Origin of the sequence: Streptomyces sp. NPDC001536, assembly GCF_042894505.1 — a bacterium.
Taxonomy (GTDB): Bacteria; Actinomycetota; Actinomycetes; order Streptomycetales; family Streptomycetaceae; genus Streptomyces.
The window spans coordinates 74,856-85,774 of sequence record NZ_JBIAVQ010000026.1 but is presented as its reverse complement, the minus strand read 5'-3'; the positions used below and the strand labels follow the sequence as shown (position 1 = coordinate 85,774).

Here is a 10,919-nt window from a genome sequence, read left to right as displayed (position 1 = left end):
CCGAGGGTGTAGCCGAAGCCCGGCTCCAGCGGCTCGATCACGAACCGGGAGCGGAACTCGTCAACGACCTCTTCGGTCAGAGACGGACGCTGAGCAATGAGCACGAGGTGTGTCCTCCAATGTTTGACGCCCGCTATGTGACGCCGTAGACCCCAGAAGCCTACGGGCGATCCGGCCGTCGAAGACACCGAACCTCCCGACTCAGGCTGTCCACCAGCCGGTCGGCGGCCCCGATCCACCTGCCACGGAGCCCGGCGAACAGGCGCTTCTGGCCCGGAGAGTCAACGCGAAGCCGGATCTCACGCGGCGAGAACGGGTCACCCCGTCTCGTGTGTCGAGAGATGACAGGAGGTCCCTCTGTCGTATTCATCACACGGTCCGACGAATGCGGGTGGTGCGCCACGAGGGCGCACCACCCGATGGTGGGTACCGACGTCAACGGTGCGGTGCACCGCCTCCCCCGTGGCTCACGGGAACGAGGTCACCTTCGACGGCACGGTGTCCGTCCCCGAGGTCGGGGCGCCGGTGTCGTTGATGACGTGGGCGTACTGCCCCTTGCCGCCCAGAGAGATCACCTGAAGGTGGTGCATCTTGACGCCCGCCTTGACCGGGACCTGGAAGCCGTGGTGCTGCACGATCGAGGGATCGGAGGTGTAGTTGCAGTAGCTGCCCAGACCCCACGCCTCGTGCACGGCCACCGTGTCGGCGACCTTGTAGGCCGCCCAGCCGACCATGCCGTCGTGGGTGATGGCGGCGGCATTGGGGGCGTCGTACGCCTTCTCGTTCTGGAAGAAGATCGTGCGCCCCCGCTCGCCGCTCCATACGACGTCGTACTTGTTGAAGTGCTCCACGAACAGGCCGGTGGCCAGGACGTCGTCGCCGTTGACGCGCAGTCCGTAGTCGGCCCGGTTGGTCTCCCAGCCGACGCCTTCGCCGTGGTCGGCTCGCCAGATCCAGGTGTGGTCGATGACGACGTCGTCGCTGTTGACCACGACGGAGTCCGTCGCCAGGCCGGGGCCCGCGCCGCCGATGCGGACGAACACGTCCTGCATGGTGGTCGGGTTGGCGGAGTGGTCCGCGCCCGCTCCGGCGGGGCCGATCTGGAGCAGGGTGTCGGACCGGGCGGCGCCGGCGTCGATGAGGAAGCCGGCCAGCCGCACACCGTCGACGTCCGCGACGTGCATCGCGTCGATGCCCCCGTCGGGCACGATGGTCGCCAGGCCGAGCCCGAGCACCACGGTGTCGGCGCGGGTGACGTTGATCGTCTGGTCGAGGTGGTAGACGCCGGGCGTGAACAGCAGGTTCAGGCCTTGGGCCAGTGCGGTGTTGATGGTGGCGGCCGTCGCGCCGGGCTTGACGACGTAGAACTGGCTGAGCGGCAGCGAGGTCCCGGCGTTGGCGGGCCAGGACACACCGCGCGCGTTGGTGCGCTTGGCGGGGACGAAGACCTTGTAGTCGTTGCCGTCGAGGTAGAGGAACGGCTTCTCGCGGGAGATCGGGGTGGTGTCCAGCGTGGTGTACGGCCCGGTGTCGAAGTTGGTCGCCGGGGCGCCCTGGACACCGGTGAAGGTCATGTTCCACACGCCGTTGGTCCAGCCGCCGACCGAGCTGTCCCGGGTGTACCACTGCTGCTGGGAGTACGGGCCGACCGTGCCGTCGATCTTGGAGTCGGCGATGTAGCCGCCGGAGGCCCAACCGTAGCCGTTGGGGGCGAGATTGAGGCCGCCCTTGACGTGGATACGGCGGAACGGCGCGGCCTGGGCCACGGCCCAGCGGTCGGTGCCGTTGGACGGTGTGATCGCGAGGTTCTCCGCCGAGCGCCAGAAGTTCTGTGTGGCGTTGCCGTTGAACCAGCCCGCGTCCACGGTGATGTCGCCGTTGATCTGTGTGTCGTCGGGGTTCAGTCCGAGGCCGGAGATCGAGGTGTAGAAGCCGAGTTGGGCGTTGATGCCGTTGTAGGTGCCCGGCTTGAGCAGGAACTGGTAGCGCCCGGAGCCGAACTGGGCGGACTCCTGCTGGCCGAAGACCTGGTCGAACTTCTGCTGGAGGTCGGGGGTGGAGGGGTCGACGACGATGACGTTCGGGCCGAGGTCGCCGCCGCCCTGGACGGGGCCTCCGGTGCCGCCGGACGTCGTATGGACGGCGACCTCCCACAGCGAGTAGCCGTAGCCCGTCCCGCGAGCCGTCCCCAGGACACGGACGTAGCGGCCCGTGCCGCTGACGTCGTACGAGGCGCGCCCGCCCGTCGCGCCGGTGACGGTCTTGAGGGTGTTCCAGTTCTGGCCGTCGGCGGAGGCCTGGAGCTGGAAGTCCTTGCCGTACGCGGCTTCCCAGTTCAGGTCGATCTTGCAGATGTCCTGGGAGGAGCCCAGGTCGACGCGCAGCCACTGCGGGTCTGCGGCCTGGCTGGACCAGCGGGTGGAGTCGTTGCCGTCGACCGCGGCGGATGCGGGGGTGCCGGCGTTCTCCGTCGAGGACGCCGAAGCGGTCTTGCCCTGCGCCGAGTTGGCGCTGGAGCAGGTGCCCGGCTGAGATGTCCCGGTGGTACCGAACACCTGGAACTCCCAGACGGAGTAGCCCCATTGCGTCGCGCGGTGGACGCCCTGCATGCGTACGTAGCGGCCCTGGCCGGAGACGGCGAGGGTGTCGGTGCCGCCGTCCGAGCCGGTGACCGTGCGCAGGTCGGTCCAGGTGCTGCCGTCGGGCGAGGACTGGATCTTGTAGTCCTTGCCGTAGGCCGTCTCCCAGTCGACGACGACCTGGCTGATCGTGGCGCCGGTTCCGAGGTCGACCTGGAGCCACTGGTCGTCGGTGGCGGCCGAGGACCAGCGGGTGCCGGTGTCGCCGTCGACCGCGTACGCCGCGGGCGTGCCCGCGTTCTCGTCGGAGGATGCCGTCGCCGTCCTGCCCTGCGACAGGTTGGCGTCGGCGGCCGCGGCCACCGGTGGCTGGATGGTGGGCAGGGTGATCAGCGCTGCCGTGGCGGCGAGCGCGACACCCAAGGCTCTGAGTCTCATGGAGGTCCCTGCGGGTGCGTCGGGAAAGGACATGAGGACGCGCCGACGGCAGACGTGACGGCATATCAAGGCCACTGCGGCGACGCTTAGTTCACGTCTTGATTTAACTGATGAGTTCCAACTCTCGGCAAGCCTTCGAAACTTGAAATCTTTCCGGGCCCATCTCCGTCGTATCCCTTGACAGGTTGACGGCACATGCGGCCGCACCCGAATCCTGGCGCATGGCTATGGGAAGTTTCGGGGTGCGTCGTTACCCTCCGCCCATGATTCCGACGGTGGTCTGGGGCACGGGCAACGTCGGGCGCGCCGCCATTCGGGCTGTCGCGGCGCATCCGATGCTCAGTCTTGTGGCCGTGCTGGTGTCCAACCCCGCCAAGGTCGGCAAGGACGCGGGCGAGCTCAGCGGGCTCGGGCGGCGCCTCGGGGTGGCGGCGACGGACGATGTGGGCGCGACACTCTCCCAAGCCCCTCGTGCCGTCGTGTACGCGGCTTCCGGTGATGTGCGACCGGACGGGGCGATCGAGGACATCGGCCGTGCGCTGCGTGCCGGCGCGGTGGTCGTCACGCCGTCCTTGTACGGCATGTACGACTGCGCGAACGCGCCTGCCGAGATCCGCGACGTACTGCTGGAGTCCGTTGAGGCCGGGGGCGGTTCGCTGTTCGTGTCGGGGGTGGACCCGGGTTGGGCCAACGACGTGCTTCCGCTGCTGGTCAGTGGGCTGGGGTCCGACATCGATGCCGTCCGCTGCCAGGAGATCTTCGACTACTCGACCTACGACCAGGAGGAAGCCGTCCGCGATCTGATCGGTATGGGGCATCCCCTGGACTACCAGCCGCTGATGCTCGCCGAGGGCATTCCGACGATGATCTGGGGCGGACAGCTGCGCATGACGGCCCGGGCGCTGGGTGCCGAACTGGACGGCATCGAGGAGACGTTGGAACGCCGTCCCCTCGACACGTCCGTCGTCACCGACGCGATGGGCGAGTTCCCGGCCGGCACTCAGGGAGCGGTACGTCTTGAGGTGCGGGGCATGGTGGCGGGCGAACCCCGCATCGTCATCGAGCACATCACCCGTATCCACGCCACCTGCGCCCCGGACTGGCCGGCACCACCCGACGGCGGGGCGGGCGCGCACCGCGTGATCATCGAAGGCCGTCCCCGGATCGAGGTCACGGTCGAAGCCACCGACGAAGGGGGCAACAGAGCCGCCGGCGGCAACGCGACGGCGGCCGGCCGTCTGGTGAACGCCATCGACTGGCTCACAGAGGCCCAACCCGGCCTCTACGACGCGCTCGACGTCCCGCTGCGCCCCGCGGTGGGCAGACTGGGAAAGAAGTGACCATGCAGATCGACATCCCGCAGGGCGTCGACCCCATCCTGTACGTCTGGGGCGACCTGGTGCCCGGCATCGGCCCGGCGGCCAGCGCCTTCTCGTTGGCGGTCTACGAGTACACGACCCTGGGACTGCGCGAGTTCGAGGCCGCCCGCCTTCGCGTCGCCCAGATCAACGGCTGCCTGTTCTGCCTGGACTGGCGCACCGAACGCGACGGGGAGAAGGTCGAGGAGGACTTCCTCGACGCGGTCACACAGTGGCGCACCACGGACGCCTTCGACGAACGGACCCGGCTCGCCGCCGAGTACGCCGAGCGGTACGCCCTGGACCATCACGGCATGGACGACGACTTCTGGGCCCGGATCAAGGCGCACTACAGCCAGGCGCAGATCGTGGAACTGAGCATGTGCATCGGCTCATGGCTGGCCTTCGGCCGCCTCAACCACGTACTGGGGCTCGACGCCAGCTGCACACTGCCGTCGGCACACCGCCCCTGACAACGGCCGGCACCCCAGGTCCACCGGGCGAGCCCGGGGCCGATCATTGCAGGTGCATGAATCTTCCCGACCGACGTCGGTCTGCGTGACCTTGCGACCACGGGCGCTACGGGCTCGGGCCGACCCAGGGCATGACGCGTCCGCGTCAACGACCCTTGACACTCGCCGGGGCGGCCGACGTACTTTGAGCTCGCGGTTTTCTTTCGGGTGGAGGCCTTCATGCACGTATCTGGCGCGGCACCGCTGGGTGCGTGCACGGGTGCGTGGCTGATCACCCGGCGGCATGTCGACTACTGCCGTACCTCCTCCGCCGTCTGTCCCTCCGTACACGTCTGATCCCTGCCGGCCCGTTCTGTCGGCCGTCTTGTCGTGGGCCTGTGGCCCCGAGCTCTCGTGTTCCTCGGAAGGGAATCCCATGTCCGGCCCCGCCCTGCACCTCGCCTTGGAGATCGACGGTGACGGTGCCCACCCCGCGGCCTGGCGCCGCGCCGCGCACTCGCCCGACCAGTTGCTCACCCCGCGCCGCGTGGCCGGGGTCGCCGCCGTGGCCGAGAACGCCGGGTTCACCCTGATCACGTTGGACGACGGCGTGCTGCCGCCCGGAGCCGCGCCGGATCCCGTGGTCCGCATCGGCGCGGTGGAGCGTGCGGCGTTCATCGCGGCGTCCACGAGCACCGTGGGGATCGCGCCGGTCGTTCCGGTCACGTATGCCGAACCGTTCCATGTCTCCAGCCAGTTGGCTTCCCTGGACCACATCTCCGGCGGCCGTGCGGGGTGGGTGGTGTCGGAGGAGGAGCGCCCCGAGGCAGCCCGTGCCTGGGGGCGTCCCCTGGTCGCCGGTGCCGACGCGCGGGCCCGGGAGTCCCGCGACGGCGTGGAGGTGGCCCGGGCGCTGTGGGACTCGTGGGAGGACGACGCGGTCATCCGGTCCGTGGCCACGAGCCGCTACCTCGACCGCGAACGGCTCCACTACATCGACTTCACCGGTGAGACGTACGCCGTCAAGGGCCCCGCGATCGTGCCGCGCCCGCCGCAGGGGCAGCTCGTCGTCCTGGGTGCGCCGGACCGGGTGCCCGCCGCACAGCTCGACGTCGCTCTCGTGGCGGGCCGCGACCTCGCGGCGCTCACCGCGGCCGCCGCCACCGCGGGCACCCCGCGGGTCTTCGCCGAGGTCGAGGTGGCCCTGGACACTCCGCAGGCCAGCGCCGCCGAGCGCGTCGCCGACCTGGAACGGCACGCGGAGTGGACCGACCGGGGACGGCTGCGGCACATCGGCTCCGCTGACCAACTGGTCGTGCTCCTCGGCGAGTTGAGCCGCCACGTCGATGGCGTACGACTGCGTCCGCTGGTCCTGGACGAGGACCTGCCCGTCCTCTCCCGCCTCGTCCTGCCGGCGCTGTCCGAGCGGCGCCTCGCCGCCCGTCCCCTGCCCGGCACGTCCCTGCGGTCGACGCTGGGTCTGGAGCGCCCCGCCAACCGTTTCGCGGCCGCGGCCGTTCAGGAGGAAGCCCGATGACGCGCACCGACCCCCTCGACGTTCCCAGGCCGCAGGCCCAGTTCCATTTCGGGGTGTTCTTCCAGGGTGTCAATCACTGGACCATCTGGTCCGCCCCCGACAGCGGTTCGCAGATCGATCCCGCGTCCTTCCGCAAGGTCGCCCAGACCGCCGAACGGGGCCTGTTCGACGCGTTCTTCCTCGGTGAGGGGCTGCGGCTGCGCGAGGTCGACGGCAGGATCCACGATCTCGACGTGGCCGGACGGCCGGACGCCATCACCCAGCTCGCCGCGCTGGCCGCGGTCACCCGCCGGATCGGCCTGGTCTCCACCTCCAACTCGACGTTCAACGAGCCCGCCGATCTCGCCCGCCGTCTGTCCGGCCTGGACCTGCTGTCCGAAGGCCGCGCCGGCTGGAACGTCGTGACCACGGACAACGCGTGGACCGGCGCGAACTTCCGTCGCGGCGGCTATCTCGACCACGCCGACCGTTACCGGCGCGCGGAGGAGTTCCTCACCGTGGCCCGCGCGCTCTGGGACGGCTGGGAGGACGGAGCCGTCGCGGGTTCCGCGGAGGCGTCCCTCTGGTCGGCGCCCGGTGCCGTACGTCAAGTACGCCACCGGGGGCCTCAGTTCGACGTCGACCTCGCCCCGACGCTGCCGCGCAGCGCTCAGGGGCATCCGGTCATCTTCCAGGCGGGCGATTCCGGCGAGGGGCGCGACTTCGCCGCCCGCAACGCCGACGTGATCTTCTCCGCGCACGGCAACGACTTCGACGACGCCCTGGCCTTCGCCGACGACATCCGCACCCGACTGCGTGCCGTCGGCCGCCCCGACGACGACCTGCGGATCCTGCCCGGCACCGAGATCATCCTCGGCGCCACCGAGGATGAGGCCCAGGAGAAGAAGCGCTGGATCCGGTTGCAACAGGTCACCCCTGCCACGGCGTTGGGCGTCGCGGGGCTGCTGTGGGGCATCGATCTGTCCGACCGTGACGCGGACGGACCGCTGCCCGAGGAGGATCCGGTCGTCGCCGAGAACGACGGCTCCTTCGGCGCACGGCGGGTCGCCGACCCGCGCCAGGTGGTGGCCGAATGGCGGGCGAAGGCGGAGGCGCACGGCTGGTCGCTGCGCGAGACCGTCATCGCGCTCGGTCCGCAGCGGGGCCACGTCGGTACTCCGTCCGCGCTGGCCGACAAGTTCGCCCACTTCGTGCGGCACGGGGCGATCGACGGCTTCAACGTCACGCCGTATCTGATCCCCGACGGGCTGGACGACATCGTCGACCTGCTCGTTCCGGAGCTCCAGGAACGCGGGGTCTACCGCACCGAGTACACCGGCACCACGCTCCGCGACCACCTCGGCCTGCGCGAACCTCTCACCCACCGGTCGGCATCGGCCCGACGGGAGGCGGGCTGACCGGCCACGAGCAGGCGGTCGACACGGAAGTACGACGTCACCGCGACGCCGACCAGCCGGACCCCGCGGGCGCCGGCGAGGACCGGGGCCGTGGCGCCGATCGGCTGCGTACGGCCCGACACCCGGCCCTCCCGGGCCGCCCGACTACTTGACGGAGGACTCATGACCACCGAGGCGACCACGACCGACCTGCACGCCTTCACCGAAAGCTGGCTGGAGTGGTACCGCGCTCAGGAGGCCAGGCTCGCCGACCCGCACGGGTTCCTGGCCATCACCGGCCTGCACTGGCTCGACGACCGCCCGCAGCGCTTCCCCGACGCACCCGGCGCATGGCACACCGGCCCCGACGGGGTCGTCGTGAACCTCGACGACGGGGAGGAACTGGTCGTCGACGGAACCCCGGTGCGCGGCGAGCACCGCTTCGGCGTACTCCCCGAGCGCGGTGGCGTCGACGCGGTCTGGAAGGACGCCGTCATCGAGGTCGCCAAGCGTGGCGGCAACGACATCGTGCGCCCCCGGCACCCGGACGCGCCGCTGCGCACGGCCTTCACCGGCACACCTGCCTACGCCCCGGACCCGCGCTGGGCGGTGACGGGCCGCTACCTCCCCTTCGACGAACCGCGGCCGACCACCGTGGGTGCCGCGGTCGAGGGCCTTGAGCACGTGTACGACGCCCCGGGCAGGGTCGAGTTCGAACTGGACGGGCGCCGACTGTCCCTGACCGCGTTCCCGGGACGGTCCGCGGGCGCTCTGACGGTGCTGTTCACCGACGCGACGTCCGGGGTCACCACGTACGCGGCCAACCGTGCCCTGGCCATCGAGCCGCCCGCCGCCGACGGCACGGTCGTCCTGGACTTCAACCGCGCCGCGAACCTGCCGTGCGCGTACACGGACCTGGCCACCTGCCCGCTGCCACCGGCCGAGAACCGGCTGCCGGTGGCGATCGAGGCGGGGCAGAAGCTCCCCCGCGAGCGCGGCGGATCCTGACCCGGGGCGGGGGGGGGGGGGGGCGGCCCCGCGCCCCCCCGGGCGGGGGGGGGGGGGGGGGGGGGGGGGGCCCCCCCCCGGGGCGGGGGGGGGGCGGGGCCCCGGGGGGGGGGGGCCCCGCCCCCCCCCGCCCCCCCCCGACGGGTTCGGCATCGGGTGGCACGCGCTCAGTCGAGGACCGCGGTGGCTTCGATCTCGACCAGATGCTCGGGAACGTCCAGGGCCGCGACGCCGATCAGTGTGGCCGGCGGTACCGGAGTGATTCCCAGCTTCGCGGCCGCCCGGGAGATGCCCTCCAGGAGCGGGGACATCTTGTCGGCGGTCCAGTCGACGACGTAGAAGTTCAGTTTCGCCACGTCGTCGAAGGACCCGCCGGCCTCGCCCAGAGCGGTGGCGACATTGAGGTAGCACTGCTCGACCTGCGCGGCGAGATCGCCCTCGCCGACCGTGACCCCTTCCGCGTCCCACGAGACCTGCCCGGCGACGAAGACCAGCCTGGAGCCGGACGCGATCGCCACCTGCCGGTAGACATCGATTTTCGGCAGTCCCTCGGGGTTCTTCAGCGTGATGGTCATGCTGTCCGTCTCCTTACCAGGGCTCCTGTGAGCCCCTTTGGTCTCTTGTGGTTACTGAGGAACCGTAGGAGAGTGAACGCTGACATGGAAGAACGCACTTTTCAGTGACTGGGGAACCTCATGGTGACCAAGCAGCTCAGCGGCACGACCGACGATGCCAACCTGCGTCTCGCCGACTCGCTGGCGCGGGAGATCTTCTCCGACGTCGCCAACAAGTGGGCGCTCTTGATCATCGAAGCTCTGGGCGAGGGCACCCTGCGCTTCAGCGAGCTGCGCGGCCGGGTCGAGGGCATCAGCCACAAGATGCTCACCCAGAACCTGCGCATGCTGGAGCGCAACGGCCTGGCCGAACGGACCGTCCACCCCACCGTTCCTCCCCGCGTCGAGTACACGCTCACCGAAGCGGGCCACGGACTGCGGGCGACGGTCGACGGGATGTGCGACTGGACCTACCGGTACTTCCGGCACATCGAGTCCGCCCGGCAGCGCTTCGAAGCCTGACGGCCGGTGGATGCGGAGCCGTTCTCAGGTGATGAGTTTTCGCGCCCCCACCCGTCACACCTACGTCGGGACACGACGAGGCGGAAGGATGACGTGATGAGCGCGGACACACGGCTGGAGGAGCTGGGCGGGAGCGGGCCGGGCGAGGTCGACGAGCCGGCGTTCTCGGGGCTGGCGGAGCGGCACCGGCGGGAGCTGCATGTGCACTGCTACCGGATGCTCGGCTCGTTCGAGGACGCCGAGGACACCGTGCAGGAGACGTTCCTGCGTGCGTGGCGGCGACGGGAGACCTTCGAGGGGCGATCGACGTTCCGGGCCTGGCTGTATGGGATCGCCACCAACGCCTGTCTGGACCTGCTCGCCAAACGCCGTCCGGAGCCCGCGACCGGCGGCGAGGTGCTGTGGTTGCAGCCCTACCCGGACCGGCTGCTCGACGAGCTGCCCGCGGGGGACACGGACGAGCCGGAGACCCTCGCCGTGGCGCGGGAGACGATCGAGCTGGCGTACCTGGTCGCCGTCCAGCACCTGGCGCCGCGCCCGCGTGCCGTACTGATCCTGCGCGATGTGCTCGGCTGGCCGGCGAAGGACGTCGCGAGGCTCCTCGGGGACTCCGTCAACTCCGTGAACAGCGCGCTGCAACGGGCCCGCGCCGGCATGCGGGAGCACCTTCCCGCCGAGCGGCAGGACTGGACCGGCGGCGAGGAGGACGCCGGGACGCGCGCGTTGGTACGCCGCTACACCGACGCCAGCGTGGCCACGGACATCCCGACGCTCGCCGCGATGCTGCGCGACGACGTCCGCAGCTCGATGCCGCCCACGCGGGGGCTGTACGTCGGTCGCGACACCGTGGTCGACTACTGGATCGAGAGCGGCTTCGAGGGCATGAAGGGCCTGCGCCCCGTCCTCACCTCCGTCAACCGCCAGCCCGCCATCGCCTTCTACCTCTGGCAGCGGCAGGAGAACGCCTATCTGCCCCTGACGATCGACGTCCTGCGTATCACCGGCGGCGCGATCACCGAGATCACCACCTTCCACGACGACCGCTTCCCCTGCCTCGACCTGCCGGAACGCCTCCCCGCGGACGGCACGGAGTAG

General features: G+C 70.5%; 9 protein-coding genes and 1 pseudogene. 7 read left to right on the top strand and 3 right to left on the bottom strand.

Features of this window, described 5'->3' with window-relative positions; genetic code table 11:
• Both ACFY0U_RS43365 and ACFY0U_RS43360 read right to left on the bottom strand, forming a co-directional pair.
• A pseudogene (locus tag ACFY0U_RS43365) lies at window positions 1-104 on the bottom strand (DNA-directed RNA polymerase subunit alpha); the annotation flags it as partial.
• Between the two features lie 363 nt (window positions 105-467).
• Entirely contained in the window at window positions 468-3,017 is a 2,550-nt protein-coding gene (locus ACFY0U_RS43360) for a discoidin domain-containing protein (RefSeq protein ID WP_388645709.1), read from the bottom strand.
• Between the two features lie 263 nt (window positions 3,018-3,280).
• Between ACFY0U_RS43360 and ACFY0U_RS43355 the strand changes: the two genes are divergently transcribed.
• The 5 genes from ACFY0U_RS43355 (at window position 3,281) to ACFY0U_RS43335 (ending at window position 8,748) form a co-directional block, all read left to right on the top strand.
• Window positions 3,281-4,357 (top strand): dihydrodipicolinate reductase, encoded by a 1,077-nt coding sequence (locus tag ACFY0U_RS43355; RefSeq protein ID WP_388645707.1) that lies wholly within the window; start codon window positions 3,281-3,283, stop codon window positions 4,355-4,357.
• Between the two features lie 2 nt (window positions 4,358-4,359).
• The gene (locus ACFY0U_RS43350; RefSeq protein WP_388645705.1) at window positions 4,360-4,848 is read left to right on the top strand and encodes a carboxymuconolactone decarboxylase family protein; all 489 of its coding nucleotides are present in this window, start codon (window positions 4,360-4,362) and stop codon (window positions 4,846-4,848) included.
• Window positions 4,849-5,263: 415 nt separating this feature from the next.
• Window positions 5,264-6,364, top strand: a complete 1,101-nt coding sequence (locus tag ACFY0U_RS43345; RefSeq protein ID WP_388645703.1) for an LLM class flavin-dependent oxidoreductase — start codon at window positions 5,264-5,266, stop codon at window positions 6,362-6,364.
• The gene (locus ACFY0U_RS43340; RefSeq protein ID WP_388645701.1) at window positions 6,361-7,761 is read left to right on the top strand and encodes an NtaA/DmoA family FMN-dependent monooxygenase; all 1,401 of its coding nucleotides are present in this window, start codon (window positions 6,361-6,363) and stop codon (window positions 7,759-7,761) included. The genes ACFY0U_RS43345 and ACFY0U_RS43340 overlap by 4 nt, the downstream gene beginning before the upstream one ends.
• Window positions 7,762-7,923: 162 nt before the next feature.
• Window positions 7,924-8,748, top strand: a complete 825-nt coding sequence (locus ACFY0U_RS43335; protein ID WP_388645699.1) for a DUF1684 domain-containing protein — start codon at window positions 7,924-7,926, stop codon at window positions 8,746-8,748.
• 167 nt (window positions 8,749-8,915) lie between these two features.
• Here the strand turns inward: ACFY0U_RS43335 and ACFY0U_RS43330 are convergent, their stop codons facing one another.
• On the bottom strand, window positions 8,916-9,323 hold the full coding sequence (locus ACFY0U_RS43330; protein ID WP_388645697.1) for a RidA family protein: 408 nt from the start codon (window positions 9,321-9,323) through the stop codon (window positions 8,916-8,918).
• Between the two features lie 120 nt (window positions 9,324-9,443).
• Here ACFY0U_RS43330 and ACFY0U_RS43325 point away from each other — a divergent pair, with 120 nt between their 5' ends.
• Both ACFY0U_RS43325 and ACFY0U_RS43320 read left to right on the top strand, forming a co-directional pair.
• A complete protein-coding gene (locus ACFY0U_RS43325) occupies window positions 9,444-9,824 on the top strand; it encodes a winged helix-turn-helix transcriptional regulator (RefSeq protein WP_388645696.1) in 381 nt (126 codons plus the stop codon).
• 96 nt (window positions 9,825-9,920) lie between these two features.
• Window positions 9,921-10,919: an RNA polymerase subunit sigma-70 gene (locus tag ACFY0U_RS43320; protein WP_388645695.1), complete on the top strand. Its 999-nt coding sequence runs from the start codon at window positions 9,921-9,923 to the stop codon at window positions 10,917-10,919.

Bases quoted from the DNA above. Each gene is read 5' to 3' on its own strand.
- ACFY0U_RS43335 (WP_388645699.1), top strand. From the start codon at position 7,924: ATGACCACCGAGGCGACCACGACCGACCTGCACGCCTTCACCGAAAGC.
- ACFY0U_RS43360 (WP_388645709.1), bottom strand. From the start codon at position 3,017: ATGAGACTCAGAGCCTTGGGTGTCGCGCTCGCCGCCACGGCAGCGCTG.
- ACFY0U_RS43350 (WP_388645705.1), top strand. From the start codon at position 4,360: ATGCAGATCGACATCCCGCAGGGCGTCGACCCCATCCTGTACGTCTGG.
- ACFY0U_RS43330 (WP_388645697.1), bottom strand. From the start codon at position 9,323: ATGACCATCACGCTGAAGAACCCCGAGGGACTGCCGAAAATCGATGTC.
- ACFY0U_RS43355 (WP_388645707.1), top strand. From the start codon at position 3,281: ATGATTCCGACGGTGGTCTGGGGCACGGGCAACGTCGGGCGCGCCGCC.
- ACFY0U_RS43320 (WP_388645695.1), top strand. From the start codon at position 9,921: ATGAGCGCGGACACACGGCTGGAGGAGCTGGGCGGGAGCGGGCCGGGC.
- ACFY0U_RS43340 (WP_388645701.1), top strand. From the start codon at position 6,361: ATGACGCGCACCGACCCCCTCGACGTTCCCAGGCCGCAGGCCCAGTTC.
- ACFY0U_RS43325 (WP_388645696.1), top strand. From the start codon at position 9,444: ATGGTGACCAAGCAGCTCAGCGGCACGACCGACGATGCCAACCTGCGT.
- ACFY0U_RS43345 (WP_388645703.1), top strand. From the start codon at position 5,264: ATGTCCGGCCCCGCCCTGCACCTCGCCTTGGAGATCGACGGTGACGGT.